This is a genomic window from Azospirillum sp. CT11-132, assembly GCF_047302835.1.
GTDB lineage: Bacteria > Pseudomonadota > Alphaproteobacteria > Azospirillales > Azospirillaceae > Azospirillum.
The window spans coordinates 1,548,953-1,563,590 of the sequence record NZ_JBGLZA010000003.1 but is presented as its reverse complement, the minus strand read 5'-3'; the positions used below and the strand labels follow the sequence as shown (position 1 = coordinate 1,563,590).

Below are 14,638 nucleotides of genomic sequence, written 5' to 3'. Positions count from 1 at the left end.
AGATTGTGGAGGCTGCGTAACGGATCGTTTCGCGGCCGAGAGGAAATGCGCACCGAATAGTACCAAAATAGAACGAGGGACGCCCTGCCATGAGCCCGACCGCCAGCACCACGACTGCAGAGCTTTTCGACCAGATGCATGCCCGCTCCCTGTCGGACCCCGCCGGGTTCTGGGGCGAGGCGGCGAAGGACATCTCCTGGTTCAAGCCGTGGGACAAGGTGCTGGACGACAGCAACGCGCCCTTCTACCGCTGGTTCACCGGCGGGGAGCTGAACACCTGCTACAACGCGGTGGACCGTCATGTGGAAGGCGGGCGCGGCGCTCAGGCTGCGATCATCTATGACAGCCCGGTCACCCAGACCGTCCAGACCATCACCTATGCGGAGTTGCAGGACCAGGTCGCCCGCTTCGCCGGCGCGCTGCGCGCCCAGGGGGTGGAGAAGGGCGACCGCGTCCTCCTCTATATGCCGATGATCCCGCAGTCGCTGGTCGCCATGCTGGCCTGCGCCCGTCTGGGTGCGGTGCATTCGGTGGTCTTCGGCGGCTTCGCCCCGCACGAGCTGGCGACCCGCATCGACGATGCCAAGCCGAAGGCCATCGTTTCGGCCTCCTGCGGCATCGAGCCGAACCGCATCGTCAAGTACAAGCCGATGCTGGATGCCGCCATCGAGCAGTCGGCCCACAAGCCGGGCAGCGTCATCGTCTGGCAGCGCCCGCAGGAGACGGCGACGCTGATCGCCGGCCGCGACGTCGACTGGGCCGAGGCGGTGGCGAAGGCCGAGCCGGCGGAGTGCGTGCCCGTCAAGGCGACCGATCCGCTCTATATCCTCTACACCTCCGGCACGACCGGCCAGCCCAAGGGCGTGGTTCGCGACAATGGCGGCCATGCGGTGGCCCTGCGCTGGACCATGACCAACATCTACAACGTCAAGCCGGGCGAGGTATATTGGGCGGCGTCGGACGTGGGTTGGGTCGTCGGCCATTCCTACATCGTCTATGCGCCGCTGCTGACCGGCTGCACCACCGTGGTGTTCGAGGGCAAGCCGGTCGGCACCCCCGATCCGGGCACCTTCTGGCGCGTGATCGAGCAGCACAAGGTCGGCACGCTGTTCACCGCCCCCACCGCCTTCCGCGCCATCAAGCGCGAGGATCCGGACGCCAATTACCTGAAGAAGTACGACCTGTCGCACTTCCGCGCCCTGTTCCTGGCCGGCGAGCGCTCGGACCCCGACACGCTGCATTGGGCCGAGGACAATCTGAACGTCCCGGTGATCGACCACTGGTGGCAGACCGAGACCGGCTGGGCGATCTCCGGCAACCCGCTGGGCGTCCACCTGTTCCCGATCAAGTACGGTTCGGCCACCCGTCCGATGCCGGGCTGGGACGTACGCGTGCTGAATGCCGAGCTGAAGGAGGTTCCGCGCGGCGACATCGGCGCCATCTGCGTCAAGCTGCCGCTGCCTCCGGGCACGCTGCCGACGCTGTGGAACGCCGACGAGCGCTTCAAGAAGTCCTATCTCGCCGATTATCCCGGCTACTACCAGACCGGCGATGCCGGCTTCGTCGACGATGACGGCTATGTCTATGTCATGGCCCGCACCGACGACATCATCAACGTCGCCGGCCACCGCCTGTCCACCGGCGCCATGGAAGAGGTGCTGTCGAGCCACAAGGACGTCGCCGAATGCGCGGTGATCGGCGTGGCCGACGATCTGAAGGGGCAGGTGCCGCTGGGCTTCGTCTGCCTGAAGGCCGGCGTCACCCGCCCGCATGAGGAGATCGTCAAGGAGGTGGTCCAGCTTGTGCGCGAGCAGATCGGCCCGGTCGCCGACTTCAAGCGCGCCCTGGTGGTCGATCGTCTGCCGAAGACCCGCTCCGGCAAGATCCTGCGCGGCACCATGCAGAAGATCGCCGACAGCCAGGACTACAAGATGCCGGCGACCATCGACGATCCGGGCATCCTGCCGGAGATCGCCGACGCGCTGAAGACCTTGGGCTACGCCAAAGTCAGCAATACGCCAGCCTGACACGCCAAAACCGGGAGAGGGCGGCCTTCGGGCCGCCCTTCTTCATTTTGGGGCCGGGATCAGCATGAGACGACCGACAGGTTCTCCGGTTCCTCGCTGCCGAGGTCGAGCAGCGGCAGGAAACTCGCGGGCTCCTGCGCGCCGGAGAGCGCGTAGCGGCGATTGAAGATATAGCAGGGCACCGCCTGCAGCCCCATCTGGCGGGCCAGCGCATCGGCGGCAAGGACTGACGCCGATTCGGCATCTGTGGAGAGCTGATGCCGTGTCTCGACGAAGTCCATCCCCAGTCCGGCGGCGACGCTGGCCAGCGCGTCCGGGTCGCCGATGTCCACACCTTCGACGAAATAGGCGGCGAACAGCGCGTCGGCCATGGCATTGCCCAGCCCCAGGCGGCCGGCGATGCGGACCAGACGGTGCGCGTCGAAACTGTTGGGCGTGCGCTGGATGCGGTCGAGCGCCAGCGGCAATCCGTCGCGCGCCGCGGTATCCTCCACCACCCGGTGAATCTGCCGCGCCCGCTCCGCCCCGCCGAACTTGGCGGCGAGATAGTCGTCGCGCGACATCCCGCCGCGTGGCATGTCCGGGTTCAGCTGGAACGGCTGCCAGCGGATTTCCGGGCGCAGGTTCGGCCGCTGCATCAGTGCCCGGTCAAGCCTGCGCTTGCCGATGTAGCACCAGGGGCAGATCAGGTCGGCGAAGGTTTCGATCAGCATGCCGCCACTATCCGCGCCTCCTCCCCACGGAGCAACCGCTTCTTCCGTCTCATCCCGCGGGCCGGAAAGGGCCCGCAACCGTTTGTTAACCGAGTTGGCCCAACAGTCCTGAACAGTACCGCCGATATTTGTAAAGCCGGCGGACACATCCCGGTGGGCGATTCCCGATGAGCAATTCCTACGTCGACGGCAAGGTGCGCGAAGCGATCCTGGCGGCCAAGGGCAGCCGGATGAATGCGCAGAAGATCCTGATGGCTTGGGCTGTCGAGGATCCCGACCTGCTGCGCGGCATCGCCCAGCCCTTCCTGAAGGCCATCGCCGCCGCCGCCATCGAACGCGCCGGCCGTCCGGCGAGCAGCAGGCCGGCCGCGCGTCCGGCCGCCGCCGGCGGGGCGGGGGGCGGGCGTCCGTCGGCCTCCGGCCTCAGCCGCGATGCGCTTGAGAACCTGCTGAACCAGCTGGGCCGCGAGCCGGACGAGCAGCCGGCTCCGCAGCGCGCGACGCCTGCCGGCAAGTCCGCGCCGGCGGGGAAGGGTGCCACCATTCACAATGCACCGGCCGGCGGGCCGAATCATGAGAAGGCGATGATGGCGATCGCCAAGGCCTTCGTCGCCAAGAAGGTGCGTTGACGCCTTACGACCCGTTGTTGGGCGTATAGGGCGTGGCGTCGTCGAACCAGCCCCGCTTGCGCGGCAGCGTCCGGACGTCCGGCGGCGGACTGGCCAGCGCGGTGTTGCCGTTGCGGTAGGGATCCGGGATGTGGTGGCACTCGACGTCGGCAAGCGTGCGGTAGCAATAGAGCCGCGACCGGTCGACCTCGACCTTGTCAGGGCAATAATCGCCGTCCTTCTCGAAGCTGAGGATCGAGCAATCGCGCCCGGTGGCCGCCGACACGATATGATCGCCGATCGTTTTCTTGGTCGCATTCAGCGTCACGACATCGGCACCAGCCGCCGCCAGCCCGAGCGGGGAGGTGCAGCCGGTCAGCGCCCACGCCGAAATCGCCAGCGACAGGACAAGCCGACCGCGCCTGGACCCCATTCGCGCCGCGTCCATACCTGCGCCCATCATCCTGCAATTCCTCTCGCCAAGCGCTCTTGCCAAACATGGGCCACCCAACCCTGCACATTGCGCGTGACCCCGGTTAACGAGCGGTGAATTCGCCGGTGGGGCGTGCCTCAACGAAGCAGGGAGCAGATGCGTGCCCGGCATTGCACGACGACGAAGGCGTCCTTGTCCTCGGTGCAGCCGACCTTGAAGGTCGTCGACCCTTCCCGTCCGACGGTGTAGCGCAGCACCTCGACCTTCGCCGGCGTGCAGTTGCCCATCGACTTCGCGATCTCCTTCGCCTCGGCCTGGGCGGCCGATACGTTGGCGGCCGCCATGGCGGGGCCCGCCGCCGCGAAAACGGCGAGGGCCGGAAGAACGGCGATGAGACGGAAGAGGGGCGAGTCGCGGAACGTCATGGCCGCACTATCGCACGGGGTAGGGCGGTTCCGGAAGGGCTGCCTCCGAAATGTCGCAGCGATGCGAATCCCACCGCGCACGAATGGCGAAGCTGCTATTCTCGGCCGGAAACGCAAACGGGACGGCGCATCGCCGCCCGTTGCCGGATATGGGTGGGGAAACGCATGACCTTGAATGAACGGCGGCTCGGCGACCGCATCCTTGCCGCGCTGGAGCTGGCCCTGGAACAGAAGCATCTCGACGTTGCCGAACATCTGGCCCGCGCGCTGGAAGAGACGCTGACCCGCTTCGGCGGACCGGATGCGGTCGACCACCGCGAACTGTCGGCGGGCATGCTGCAGGCTTTCGACCGGCTGGAGGCCCTGCGTCGCGATGCCCACCGTCTGCCCTGAGCGGGCGGGCGGGGCACCACCATGCCGCAGGCGTCAGCTCCGGTGATTTTTTTGCAATTTGGTGATTGACAGGCGGCGGCCGGGGCGACTACAAACCGCCCACCGAACGACGGGGGCCTTCAACGGTTCCAGTTAAAAACACCAAGCGGTTCAAGCCTTTGGCTCTGTGACGGTGCGGTGTTTTGAAACAAGTCGCTCTGCGCGGGTGTAGCTCAGTTGGTTAGAGCGCCGGCCTGTCACGCCGGAGGCCGCGGGTTCAAGTCCCGTCACTCGCGCCACTTCCTTTTTCAAATTGCGCGTAACGCGCCAGTATGTGCAAAGGACTCGCAAACCGCGGGTCCTTTTTCGCATGCGTATTGTCTTTTCTTTTCCCCGTTTTAAAAACGTGGTATTACCAAGCTCTCGCGCGGGGACCGGCTTGTCCTTCCGCGTGGTGAAAAGCGATTCAAAGCGCTTTCCTTGCCCACGGTCTCGGCATATATTCCGGCCCGTCTGATGGGCTAATCCAAGGCATGGCTGCCACGGCTTTGCGCTTCCGCCGATTTCCCGGCCGGAACGGCGCCCGTGGTCGTGGGCTTATGGGAGGAACGCGGTGTCGACTCCGCTGATCATTGAGTATCTTCCGATCCTGGTGTTTCTGCTGATCGGCATCGCGCTGGCCGCGGTGATGGTGGGGGCATCCTACGTCATCAGCCCGAAGAACCCGGACGCCGAGAAGGTCTCCCCCTACGAATGCGGCTTCGAGCCGTTCGAGGACGCGCGCACCAAGTTCGACGTGCGGTTCTACCTGGTCTCGATCCTGTTCATCATCTTCGACCTTGAAGTCGCCTTCCTGTTCCCGTGGGCGGTCGCCCTGGGTGACATCGGGCTGTTCGGCTTCTGGTCGATGATGCTGTTCCTGGGCATCCTGACCATCGGCTTCATTTATGAGTGGAAGAAAGGAGCTCTGGAATGGGAGTAGAGGTCGCCAAGCCGCTGGCGCCGATTCCGCCCGGACCGGAACAGGACGCCTACATCCGCGCGGTCTCGGACGAGATCCAGGACAAGGGCTTCGTGCTGGCGAAGTACGAGGACCTGCTGGCCTGGGCCCGGACCGGCTCGCTGTGGCCGATGACCTTCGGTCTGGCCTGCTGCGCGGTGGAGATGATCCACGCCTATATGAGCCGGTATGACCTGGACCGTTTCGGCGTGATTCCGCGTCCCAGCCCGCGCCAGTCCGACTGCATGATCGTCGCCGGCACCCTGACCAACAAGATGGCCCCGGCGCTCCGCAAGGTCTACGACCAGATGCCGGAGCCGCGCTGGGTCATTTCGATGGGTTCCTGCGCCAACGGCGGCGGCTACTACCACTATTCCTACGCGGTGGTGCGTGGCTGCGACCGGATCGTGCCGGTGGACATCTATGTGCCCGGCTGCCCGCCGACGGCGGAGGCGCTGATTTACGGCATCCTCCAGCTCCAGAAGAAGATCAAGCGCGGCAACCGCATCGCCCGCTGATCCCAGCGGACCGGACCGGCCGGGGCCGACAAGGCTCCGGTCCCGCGGCCGGAAGAGAAGCGCGCTGAAGACAAGTAGGAAGGCAGGGTCCCACCCATGTCCGAACAGGCGTTGAAGGAACTCGGGGACGTCATCGCCGCCAAGATCGGCGGCGACGTCCTGAAGGTCGAGGTGAGGCTCGGCGAACTGATGGTGACGGTCAAACGGCCGGCCATCCTGGCGGTGCTGACCGCGCTGCGCGACGATCCGGCCACCCGGTTCGAGCAGCTGACCGACATCACCGCGGTCGATTACCCGGACCGCGCGGAGCGGTTCGAGGTCGTCTACCAGCTGCTCAGCTACACCCACAACCGGCGCATGCGCGTGAAGCTGGCCACCGATGAGGACACGCCCGTCCCGTCGGCCGTCGCCGTCTTCAGCGCCGCGAACTGGTTCGAGCGCGAGGTGTGGGACCTGTTCGGCATCTTCTTCGAGAACCATCCGGACCTGCGCCGCATCCTCACCGACTACGGGTTCGAGGGGCACCCGTTCCGCAAGGACTTCCCGCTGACCGGCTACGTCGAAGCCCGCTACGACGAAGACCAGAAGCGCGTGATCTACGAGCCGGTCCGTCTGACCCAGGATTTCCGCGCCTTCGACTTCCTCAGCCCGTGGGAGGGCATGACCAACGTCATGCTGCCCGGCGATGAGAAGGCGGCCCTCCAGGACGGGAGCAAGAAGCCGTGAGCATGACCGTTTCGACCGAATCGGCGACCGGCGTCGTCTCGACTGGTCCGAACGGGGCGATCAGCGCCTCCGGTCCGGAGACCAAGACGCAGATCAAGCCCTACACGATGAATTTCGGGCCGCAGCACCCGGCCGCCCACGGCGTGCTCCGTCTGGTGATGGAGCTGAACGGCGAGGTGGTGGAGCGTTGCGATCCGCACATCGGCCTGCTGCACCGCGGCACCGAAAAGCTGATCGAGTACAAGACCTACGTCCAGGCCGTGCCGTATTTCGACCGCCTGGATTACGTCAGCCCGATGTGCATGGAGCACGCCTATGTGCTCGGCATCGAGAACCTGCTGCAGATCAAGGCGCCGCTGCGTGCCCAGTACATCCGCGTGCTGTTCTCGGAAATCACGCGCATCCTGAACCACATCCTGTCGATCACGACCGGTGCGCTGGACGTCGGCGCGATCACCCCGGCGCTTTGGGGCTTCGAGGAACGCGAAATCCTCATGGAGTTCTACGAGCGCGTATCGGGTGCCCGCCTGCACGCCAACTATTTCCGGCCGGGCGGCGTCGCCTGGGACATCCCGGACGGGCTGCTGGACGACATCTGGGCCTTCACCGAGCGTTTTCCGAAGTTCATGGACGACCTCGAAAGCCTGCTGACCGAGAACCGCATCTTCAAGCAGCGCACGGTCGACATCGGCATCGTCACGAAGGAGCAGGCGCTCGACTGGGCCTTCACCGGCCCGATGCTGCGCGGCTCCGGCGTCGCCTGGGACCTGCGCAAGTCGCAGCCCTACGAAGTCTATGACCGCATGGAGTTCGACGTCCCGGTCGGCCTGACCGGCGACTGCTGGGCGCGCTATCTCGTGCGCATGGAGGAGATGAAGCAGTCGCTGCGCATCATTCGCCAGTGCTGCAAGGAGATGCCGGCCGGTCCCTACAAGATCCAGGACCGCAAGGTGTCCCCGCCGCCGCGCGGCGAGATGAAGCGCTCGATGGAAGCGCTGATCCACCACTTCAAGCTCTTCACCGAGGGCTTCCACGTTCCCGCCGGCGAGACCTACACCGCCATCGAGGCGCCCAAGGGCGAGTTCGGCGTGTATCTGGTGTCCGACGGCACCAACAAGCCCTACCGCTGCAAGATCCGCGCGCCGGGCTTCGCCCACCTTCAGGGCCTGGACTTCATGTCGAAGGGTCACATGCTGGCCGACGCCGTCGCCAACATCGCCTCGATGGACATCGTTTTCGGAGAAATCGATCGATGAGCGCGCCCGCTTCCGATCACGGCCACGCCGAGCCGACCAGCTTCACCTTCACTCCGGAAAACCTGGAGCTGGCGAAGCGCATCATCGCCAAGTACCCGCAGGGCAAGCAGGCCAGCGCCTGCATGCCGCTGCTGGACGTTGCCCAGCGGCAGAACGGCGGCTGGCTGCCGCGCGTCGCCATGGATGCCGTGGCCGACCTGCTCGGCATGCCGCGCATCCGCGTGTACGAGGTCGCGACCTTCTACACGATGTACAACAAGAACCCGGTCGGTAAGCACCACATCCAGGTCTGCACCACCACCCCCTGCTGGCTGCGCGGGTCGGACGAGATCGTCCACACCTGCAAGAGCAAGCTCGGCATCGACGTGGGCGAGACCACGGCCGACGGCCAGTTCACGCTGGGCGAGGTCGAGTGCTCGGGCGCCTGCGTCAACGCGCCGGTTGTGCAGATCGGCGACGATTACTACGAAGACGTGGCGCCGGAGCATATGGAGCGCATCCTCGACGCGCTGGCGCGCGGCGAGACGCCGAAGCCCGGTTCGCAGATCGGCCGTCAGTCCTCGGAGCCGGTCGGCGGCCCGACGACGCTGAAGGCTTTCACCACCGCGCAAGCGGACGATTGAGGGGGAGGGGACAGCGATGCTTCGCGATGAGGACCGCATCTTCACCAACCTCTACGGCTACCAGGACTTCGGTCTCGAGGCGGCCCGCAAGCGCGGTGACTGGGACAACACGGCGTCCTTCCTGGCCAATGGCCGGGACTGGATCATCGATCAGGTGAAGGAATCGGGGCTGCGCGGCCGCGGCGGCGCCGGCTTCTCGACCGGCATGAAGTGGTCCTTCATGCCGAAGAACGTGACCGACAAGCCCGTCTACCTCGTCATCAACGCCGACGAGGGCGAGCCCGGCACCTGCAAGGACCGCGACATTCTGCGCCACGATCCGCACAAGCTGATCGAAGGCTGCCTGATCGCCGGTTTCGCCATCGGTGCCAGCGCCTGCTACATCTACATCCGCGGCGAGTTCTACAACGAGGGCTCCAACGTCCAGCGCGCCATCGACGAGGCGTATGCGGCGGGGCTGATCGGCAAGAACGCCTGCGGCACCGGCTACAGCTACGACGTCTACATCCACCGCGGTGCGGGCGCGTACATCTGTGGCGAGGAAACCGCGCTCATCGAGTCGATCGAGGGCAAGAAGGGGCAGCCGCGCAACAAGCCGCCGTTCCCTGCCCAGGCCGGTCTCTATTCCTGCCCGACCACGGTGAACAACGTCGAATCGATCGCGGTTGTTCCCACCATCCTGCGTCGCGGCGCCTCCTGGTTCGCCGGCCTCGGCCGTCCGAAGAACTCGGGCACCAAGCTCTTCTGCATCTCCGGGCACGTCAACAAACCGTGCAACGTGGAAGAGGAGATGGGCATCCCGCTGAAGGAGCTGATCGAGAAGCATGCCGGCGGCGTGCGCGGCGGCTGGGACAACCTGCTGGGCATCATCCCCGGCGGCTCGTCGGTTCCGGTCCTGCCGAAGTCGATCTGCGACACTGTTCTGATGGATTTCGACAGCCTGCGTGAAGTGCAGTCGGGCCTCGGCACCGCCGCGGTGATCGTGATGGACAAATCCACCGACATCGTGAAGGCCATCGCCCGCCTGTCGCAGTTCTATGCGCATGAGTCCTGCGGCCAGTGCACGCCGTGCCGCGAAGGCACCGGCTGGATGAACCGCGTCATGCAGCGCATGGTCACCGGCAACGCCCGCCTGGAAGAGATCGACATGCTGCTGCAGGTCACCAAGCAGGTCGAAGGCCACACCATCTGCGCGCTCGGCGACGCTGCCGCCTGGCCGATCCAGGGCCTGTTCCGCCACTTCCGCCCGGAAGTGGAGCGGCGCATCCAGGCCTACCGCAACAGCGCCCCGCTGGCGGCCGAGTAAGGAGTTCCCGTTCCCATGCCGAAACTGACCATCGACGGGATCGAGATCGAGGTCGAGCCGGGCACCTCGATCCTCCAGGCTTGCGAGCAACTGGGGATCGAGATTCCGCGCTTCTGCTACCATGAGCGCCTCAGCGTGCCGGCCAACTGCCGCATGTGCCTCGTGGAGATGGAGCGCGCGCCCAAGCCGGTCGCGTCCTGCGCCATGCCCTGCGGCGACGGAATGGTCGTCCGCACCAACAGCGAGACCGTCCTGAAGGCCCGCAAGGGCGTCATGGAATTCCTGCTGATCAACCACCCGCTGGATTGCCCGATCTGCGATCAGGGCGGCGAGTGCGATCTGCAGGACCAGGCCATGGCCTATGGCTTCGACCGCGGCCGCTACGGCGAGAACAAGCGGGCGGTCAAGGACAAGTATATGGGTCCGGTCATCAAGACCATCATGACCCGTTGCATTCACTGCACCCGCTGCATCCGCTTCATCAACGAAGTGGCCGGTGTTCCCGATGTCGGCGCCGTTTACCGCGGCGAGCACATGGAGATCACCACCTTCGTCGAGAAGGCGATCGGCTCGGAGCTGTCGGGCAACCTCGCCGACGTCTGCCCGGTCGGCGCGCTGACCCACAAGCCCTACGCCTTCACGGCCCGTCCGTGGGAGCTGCGCAAGACCGAGACCATCGACGTCCTCGACGCCGTCGGCTCGAACATCCGCGTCGACGCCCGTGGCGCCGAGGTGATGCGCGTCCTGCCGCGCGTCAACGACGACATCAACGAGGAGTGGCTGAACGACAAGAGCCGCTACTCCTACGATGGCCTGAAGCGCCAGCGCCTCGACCGCCCCTACATCCGCCAGAACGGCAAGCTGGTCCCGGCCAGCTGGGCCGAGGCCTTCACCGCCGTCGCGGCGCGCCTGAAGGGCCTGTCCGGCAACCGCATCGCCGCCATCTCCGGCGATCTGGTCGATGTCGAGGCGCAGTTCGCGCTGAAGGAGCTGCTGTCGCGTCTGGGTTCCACGAACCTCGACTGTCGTCAGGACGGCGCGCGGTTCGACACCTCGGTTCGCGCCGGCTACCTGTTCAATTCGGGCATCGCCGGCATCGAGAAGGCCGACGTGATCCTGCTGGTCGGCACCAACCCGCGCTGGGAAGGCACGCTGGTCAACGCCCGCATCCGTAAGCGCTATCTGGCCGGCGGCGTCACCATCGCCTCCATCGGCGAACAGCGTGACCTGACCTATCCCTACAGCGTGATCGGCTCCGGTCCGGACACGCTGCAGCAGTTGGTCGACGGCAGCCATCCGTTCGCCGAGACGCTGCGCGCCGCCAAGAACCCGATGATCATCGTCGGCATGGGCGCCTTCCAGCGCGCCGACGGTCTCGCGGTCCAGGCCGCCGCCCGTCTGGTCGGTGAGGCCTACGGCATGTTCCGCGACGACTGGAACGGCTTCAACGTCCTGCACACCGCCGCGGCGCGTGTCGGCGGCATCGAGGCCGGCTTCCTGCCGGGCGAGGGTGGCCGTGACACCCACGGCATCCTCGACGGCGCGTCGAAGGGCGAGATCGACTTCGTCTACCTGCTGGGCGCCGACGAGATCGACATGGCCAAGCTTGGCAACGCCTTCGTCGTCTACCAGGGCCACCATGGCGATGCCGGCGCCCACCGCGCCGACGTCATCCTGCCGGGCGCCGCCTACACCGAGAAGAACGCGGTCTACGTCAACACCGAAGGCCGTCCTCAGCTCGCCCGCCTCGCGGTCTTCCCGCCGGGCGAAGCGCGCGAGGATTGGAAGATCGTCCGCGCCCTGTCGGAAGTCCTGGGCACCACGCTGCCCTTCGACACCCACGGTCAGCTGCGCCAGCGGCTGATGGCGGCGAACCCGATCTTCGGTGCGGTCGGCGAGATGACCCCGGCCAACTGGGCGCCGTTCGGCGCGCAGGGCCCGGTCGATGCCGCCCCCTTCGTGACGCCGATCACCAACTTCTACATGACCGACCCGATCAGCCGGGCCTCGGTGACGATGGCCAACTGCACGGAAGCGCTGGTGGGCCCTGCTCAGGAGAGGACTGGCACCCATGGCTGAGTTCTGGAGCGGCTTCCTCCTGCCGCTGATCATTATGGTTCTGGAGATCCTGGCGATCACCGTGCCGCTGCTGGTGGCCGTCGCCTTCATGACCTATGCCGAGCGCAAGATCATGGGCGCGATGCAGCTGCGCCAGGGACCGGCGATCGTCGGTCCCTTCGGCCTGATGCAGCCCTTCGCCGACGGTCTGAAGCTGTTCGCGAAGGAGCAGATCCTGCCGGAAGGCGCCAACCGCGTCGTGTTCTACGTCGCGCCGATGCTGACCTTCTTCCTGGCGCTGATCGCCTGGGCGGTCATCCCGTTCGACTACGGGGTGGTGCTGTCCAACATCAACGTCGGCGTGCTGTACCTGTTCGCGATCTCCTCGCTGGGCGTCTACGGCATCGTGATGGCCGGCTGGGCCTCGAACTCGCGCTACGCCTTCCTCGGTGCGCTCCGTTCCGCGGCGCAGATGGTGTCCTACGAGGTCTCGATGGGCCTCATCATCATCACCGTGCTGCTCTGCGTCGGTTCGCTGAACCTGACCGACATCGTGCGGGCCCAGGAGACGGTCTGGTTCTGCATTCCGCTGCTGCCGATGTTCGTGATGTTCTTCATCTCGGCGCTCGCGGAAACCAACCGCGCTCCCTTCGACCTGCCGGAAGGCGAGTCGGAGCTGGTCGCCGGCTTCATGGTCGAGTACAGCTCGGCTCCCTTCGCGCTCTTCTTCCTTGGCGAATACGCCAACATGATCCTGATGAGCGCGATGACGAGCATCCTGTTCCTCGGCGGCTGGCTGCCCCCGCTGCCCTTCGCGCCCTTCACCTGGGTGCCGGGCATCGTGTGGTTCGCCCTGAAGATCGCGTTCTGCCTGTTCACCTATGTCTGGGTTCGCGCCACCGTGCCGCGCTACCGCTACGACCAGCTGATGCGGCTGGGTTGGAAGGTCTTCCTGCCCCTGTCACTGTTCTGGGTCGTGCTGACCGCCGGCGTCCTGGTGACCTTCGGCTGGTTGCCGAAGTAAGCAACGGCGAAAGCCTGCACCGAACCCACCATCGACATGTCGATTTGAGTGCCGGCGAGCCGCCCGACCAAAGGGCGGCTGCCGGCGAGGAAGGAGACGAAGAGGCCATGGCGTTCCTCGACCGCGCGGCGCGCAGCCTGTTCCTGACCGAGCTGCTGGGCGGCATGGCGCTGACCTTGCGCTACATGTTCAAGCCCAAGGTCACGATCAACTACCCCTATGAGAAGGGCCCCATCAGCTCCCGCTTCCGCGGCGAGCATGTGCTCCGCCGTTATGCGAACGGCGAGGAGCGCTGCATCGCGTGCAAGCTGTGCGAAGCGGTGTGCCCGGCTCTCGCCATCACCATCGAGGCCGAACCGCGCGACGACGGCAGCCGCCGCACCACGCGTTACGACATCGACATGACCAAGTGCATCTACTGCGGCCTGTGCCAGGAAGCCTGCCCGGTCGATGCGGTGGTCATGGGGCCGAACTTCGAGTTCTCCACCGAATCCCGTGAAGAGCTCTTCTACAACAAGCAGAAGCTGCTGGCGAACGGCGACCGCTGGGAGGCGGAAATCGCCCAGAACCTCGCGGCCGAGGCTCCTTACCGGTAAGCGGAAGCGAGAAAAACGATGATACTCCAAGGCATCGCCTTCTACGTGTTCGCCGCGCTGCTGGTGGCCTCCGGTGTGATGGTCATCTCGGCGCGGAACCCCGTTCATTCTGTCCTTTTCCTGATCCTCGCCTTTTTCCAGGCGGCCGGTCTCTGCGTCCTGATGGGCGCCGAGTTCATCGCGATGATCCTCGTCATCGTCTATGTCGGTGCCGTCGCCGTGCTGTTCCTGTTCGTGGTCATGATGCTCGACATCAACTTCCGCGAACTGCGCAAGGGTGCGATGGAAGCGCTGCCGCTGGGCGCGCTGGTCGGGCTGATCCTGCTGGCCGAACTGGCCGCCGTGCTCGGCGGCTGGATCGTGGCTCCCAACGTCGCCGCCATCGCCGGCGCGCCGACCCCGGCGCTCGATCAGGTCACGAACACCCATGCGCTGGGCCGGCTGATGTACACGCAGTACGTCTATCTGTTCCAGGCGTCGGGCATCGTCCTGCTGATCGCCATGATCGGCGCGATCGTGCTGACGCTGCGGCACCGTCCGGGCGTGCGCAAACAGAATGTCGGCGCCCAGATTTCCCGTCGCCGGGAAGACGTGGTCGTCATTCGCAAGGTTACGACCGGGGAGGGCGTGTGATCATGGAGATCGGTCTCGGACATTACCTGACGGTCTCGGCCATCATCTTCACGCTGGGTGTGCTGGGCATCTTCCTGAACCGGAAGAACGTCATCATCATCCTGATGTCGATCGAGATGATGCTGCTGGCGGTGAACCTGAACCTCGTCGCCTTCTCGACCTTCCTGCACGATCTGGTCGGCCAGATCTTCGCCATGATCATCCTGACCGTCGCCGCCGCTGAGGCGGCCATCGGCCTCGCCATCCTGGTGGTCTACTTCCGCAATCGCGGCTCGATCCGAGTCGAAGACATCAACATGATGAAGGGCTGAGGCGGCGCC

General features: G+C 65.7%; 17 protein-coding genes and 1 tRNA gene. 15 read left to right on the top strand and 3 right to left on the bottom strand.

Annotation, left to right across the window (positions count from 1 at the left end):
- Nucleotides 1–89 precede the first annotated feature (89 nt).
- The gene (locus tag ACCD06_RS13135) at nucleotides 90–2,027 is read left to right on the top strand and encodes a propionyl-CoA synthetase (protein ID WP_413341129.1); all 1,938 of its coding nucleotides are present in this window, start codon (nucleotides 90–92) and stop codon (nucleotides 2,025–2,027) included.
- Between the two features lie 59 nt (nucleotides 2,028–2,086).
- Here the strand turns inward: ACCD06_RS13135 and ACCD06_RS13130 are convergent, their stop codons facing one another.
- Nucleotides 2,087–2,740 (bottom strand): DsbA family oxidoreductase, encoded by a 654-nt coding sequence (locus ACCD06_RS13130; protein WP_413341127.1) that lies wholly within the window; start codon nucleotides 2,738–2,740, stop codon nucleotides 2,087–2,089.
- 167 nt (nucleotides 2,741–2,907) lie between these two features.
- Here ACCD06_RS13130 and ACCD06_RS13125 point away from each other — a divergent pair, with 167 nt between their 5' ends.
- Entirely contained in the window at nucleotides 2,908–3,369 is a 462-nt protein-coding gene (locus ACCD06_RS13125) for a hypothetical protein (protein WP_413341125.1), read from the top strand.
- Between the two features lie 4 nt (nucleotides 3,370–3,373).
- Here ACCD06_RS13125 and ACCD06_RS13120 read toward each other — a convergent pair whose 3' ends face one another.
- The gene (locus ACCD06_RS13120) at nucleotides 3,374–3,811 is read right to left on the bottom strand and encodes a hypothetical protein (protein WP_413341123.1); all 438 of its coding nucleotides are present in this window, start codon (nucleotides 3,809–3,811) and stop codon (nucleotides 3,374–3,376) included.
- 107 nt (nucleotides 3,812–3,918) lie between these two features.
- Nucleotides 3,919–4,206 (bottom strand): hypothetical protein, encoded by a 288-nt coding sequence (locus tag ACCD06_RS13115; RefSeq protein WP_413341121.1) that lies wholly within the window; start codon nucleotides 4,204–4,206, stop codon nucleotides 3,919–3,921.
- A 165-nt stretch (nucleotides 4,207–4,371) separates the two neighbouring features.
- Between ACCD06_RS13115 and ACCD06_RS13110 the strand changes: the two genes are divergently transcribed.
- The 13 genes from ACCD06_RS13110 to nuoK all read left to right on the top strand — a co-directional run bounded on the left by ACCD06_RS13110 (nucleotide 4,372) and on the right by nuoK (nucleotide 14,629).
- The gene (locus tag ACCD06_RS13110; protein WP_085089951.1) at nucleotides 4,372–4,599 is read left to right on the top strand and encodes a hypothetical protein; all 228 of its coding nucleotides are present in this window, start codon (nucleotides 4,372–4,374) and stop codon (nucleotides 4,597–4,599) included.
- 201 nt (nucleotides 4,600–4,800) lie between these two features.
- Nucleotides 4,801–4,877: transfer RNA gene (locus ACCD06_RS13105), tRNA-Asp, on the top strand.
- Nucleotides 4,878–5,191: 314 nt separating this feature from the next.
- Nucleotides 5,192–5,560, top strand: a complete 369-nt coding sequence (locus tag ACCD06_RS13100) for an NADH-quinone oxidoreductase subunit A (protein WP_045580751.1) — start codon at nucleotides 5,192–5,194, stop codon at nucleotides 5,558–5,560.
- On the top strand, nucleotides 5,551–6,096 hold the full coding sequence (locus tag ACCD06_RS13095) for a NuoB/complex I 20 kDa subunit family protein (RefSeq protein WP_174470176.1): 546 nt from the start codon (nucleotides 5,551–5,553) through the stop codon (nucleotides 6,094–6,096). Before ACCD06_RS13100 ends, ACCD06_RS13095 begins: the two co-directional genes overlap by 10 nt.
- 96 nt (nucleotides 6,097–6,192) lie before the next feature.
- Nucleotides 6,193–6,822, top strand: a complete 630-nt coding sequence (locus tag ACCD06_RS13090; RefSeq protein WP_109074000.1) for an NADH-quinone oxidoreductase subunit C — start codon at nucleotides 6,193–6,195, stop codon at nucleotides 6,820–6,822.
- Nucleotides 6,823–6,929: 107 nt separating this feature from the next.
- Complete coding sequence (locus ACCD06_RS13085; protein WP_413342499.1) at nucleotides 6,930–8,078, top strand: NADH-quinone oxidoreductase subunit D; 1,149 nt, start codon at nucleotides 6,930–6,932, stop codon at nucleotides 8,076–8,078.
- Nucleotides 8,075–8,701 (top strand): NADH-quinone oxidoreductase subunit NuoE, encoded by a 627-nt coding sequence (nuoE, locus tag ACCD06_RS13080; RefSeq protein WP_109073999.1) that lies wholly within the window; start codon nucleotides 8,075–8,077, stop codon nucleotides 8,699–8,701. The genes ACCD06_RS13085 and nuoE overlap by 4 nt, the downstream gene beginning before the upstream one ends.
- 16 nt (nucleotides 8,702–8,717) lie before the next feature.
- Complete coding sequence (gene nuoF, locus ACCD06_RS13075) at nucleotides 8,718–10,007, top strand: NADH-quinone oxidoreductase subunit NuoF (RefSeq protein WP_413341118.1); 1,290 nt, start codon at nucleotides 8,718–8,720, stop codon at nucleotides 10,005–10,007.
- 15 nt (nucleotides 10,008–10,022) lie between these two features.
- Nucleotides 10,023–12,086, top strand: a complete 2,064-nt coding sequence (gene nuoG, locus ACCD06_RS13070; protein ID WP_413341116.1) for an NADH-quinone oxidoreductase subunit NuoG — start codon at nucleotides 10,023–10,025, stop codon at nucleotides 12,084–12,086.
- A complete protein-coding gene (gene nuoH / locus ACCD06_RS13065) occupies nucleotides 12,079–13,089 on the top strand; it encodes an NADH-quinone oxidoreductase subunit NuoH (RefSeq protein WP_109073996.1) in 1,011 nt (336 codons plus the stop codon). The genes nuoG and nuoH overlap by 8 nt, the downstream gene beginning before the upstream one ends.
- Nucleotides 13,090–13,196: 107 nt before the next feature.
- On the top strand, nucleotides 13,197–13,685 hold the full coding sequence (nuoI, locus tag ACCD06_RS13060; protein ID WP_014248411.1) for an NADH-quinone oxidoreductase subunit NuoI: 489 nt from the start codon (nucleotides 13,197–13,199) through the stop codon (nucleotides 13,683–13,685).
- 18 nt (nucleotides 13,686–13,703) lie between these two features.
- Entirely contained in the window at nucleotides 13,704–14,318 is a 615-nt protein-coding gene (locus ACCD06_RS13055) for an NADH-quinone oxidoreductase subunit J (protein ID WP_109073995.1), read from the top strand.
- 2 nt (nucleotides 14,319–14,320) lie between these two features.
- Nucleotides 14,321–14,629, top strand: coding sequence for an NADH-quinone oxidoreductase subunit NuoK (gene nuoK / locus ACCD06_RS13050; RefSeq protein ID WP_014248409.1), 309 nt, complete (start codon nucleotides 14,321–14,323; stop codon nucleotides 14,627–14,629).
- Nucleotides 14,630–14,638 lie beyond the last annotated feature (9 nt).

Excerpts from the sequence above, each read along its gene's own strand:
- ACCD06_RS13130 (WP_413341127.1), bottom strand. The coding sequence starts at position 2,740 with ATGCTGATCGAAACCTTCGCCGACCTGATCTGCCCCTGGTGCTACATC.
- nuoI (WP_014248411.1), top strand. The coding sequence starts at position 13,197 with ATGGCGTTCCTCGACCGCGCGGCGCGCAGCCTGTTCCTGACCGAGCTG.
- ACCD06_RS13120 (WP_413341123.1), bottom strand. The coding sequence starts at position 3,811 with ATGATGGGCGCAGGTATGGACGCGGCGCGAATGGGGTCCAGGCGCGGT.
- ACCD06_RS13095 (WP_174470176.1), top strand. The coding sequence starts at position 5,551 with ATGGGAGTAGAGGTCGCCAAGCCGCTGGCGCCGATTCCGCCCGGACCG.
- nuoF (WP_413341118.1), top strand. The coding sequence starts at position 8,718 with ATGCTTCGCGATGAGGACCGCATCTTCACCAACCTCTACGGCTACCAG.
- ACCD06_RS13125 (WP_413341125.1), top strand. The coding sequence starts at position 2,908 with ATGAGCAATTCCTACGTCGACGGCAAGGTGCGCGAAGCGATCCTGGCG.
- nuoG (WP_413341116.1), top strand. The coding sequence starts at position 10,023 with ATGCCGAAACTGACCATCGACGGGATCGAGATCGAGGTCGAGCCGGGC.
- ACCD06_RS13085 (WP_413342499.1), top strand. The coding sequence starts at position 6,930 with ATGAATTTCGGGCCGCAGCACCCGGCCGCCCACGGCGTGCTCCGTCTG.
- ACCD06_RS13115 (WP_413341121.1), bottom strand. The coding sequence starts at position 4,206 with ATGACGTTCCGCGACTCGCCCCTCTTCCGTCTCATCGCCGTTCTTCCG.
- ACCD06_RS13110 (WP_085089951.1), top strand. The coding sequence starts at position 4,372 with ATGACCTTGAATGAACGGCGGCTCGGCGACCGCATCCTTGCCGCGCTG.
- nuoH (WP_109073996.1), top strand. The coding sequence starts at position 12,079 with ATGGCTGAGTTCTGGAGCGGCTTCCTCCTGCCGCTGATCATTATGGTT.
- nuoE (WP_109073999.1), top strand. The coding sequence starts at position 8,075 with ATGAGCGCGCCCGCTTCCGATCACGGCCACGCCGAGCCGACCAGCTTC.
- ACCD06_RS13135 (WP_413341129.1), top strand. The coding sequence starts at position 90 with ATGAGCCCGACCGCCAGCACCACGACTGCAGAGCTTTTCGACCAGATG.
- nuoK (WP_014248409.1), top strand. The coding sequence starts at position 14,321 with ATGGAGATCGGTCTCGGACATTACCTGACGGTCTCGGCCATCATCTTC.
- ACCD06_RS13090 (WP_109074000.1), top strand. The coding sequence starts at position 6,193 with ATGTCCGAACAGGCGTTGAAGGAACTCGGGGACGTCATCGCCGCCAAG.
- ACCD06_RS13055 (WP_109073995.1), top strand. The coding sequence starts at position 13,704 with ATGATACTCCAAGGCATCGCCTTCTACGTGTTCGCCGCGCTGCTGGTG.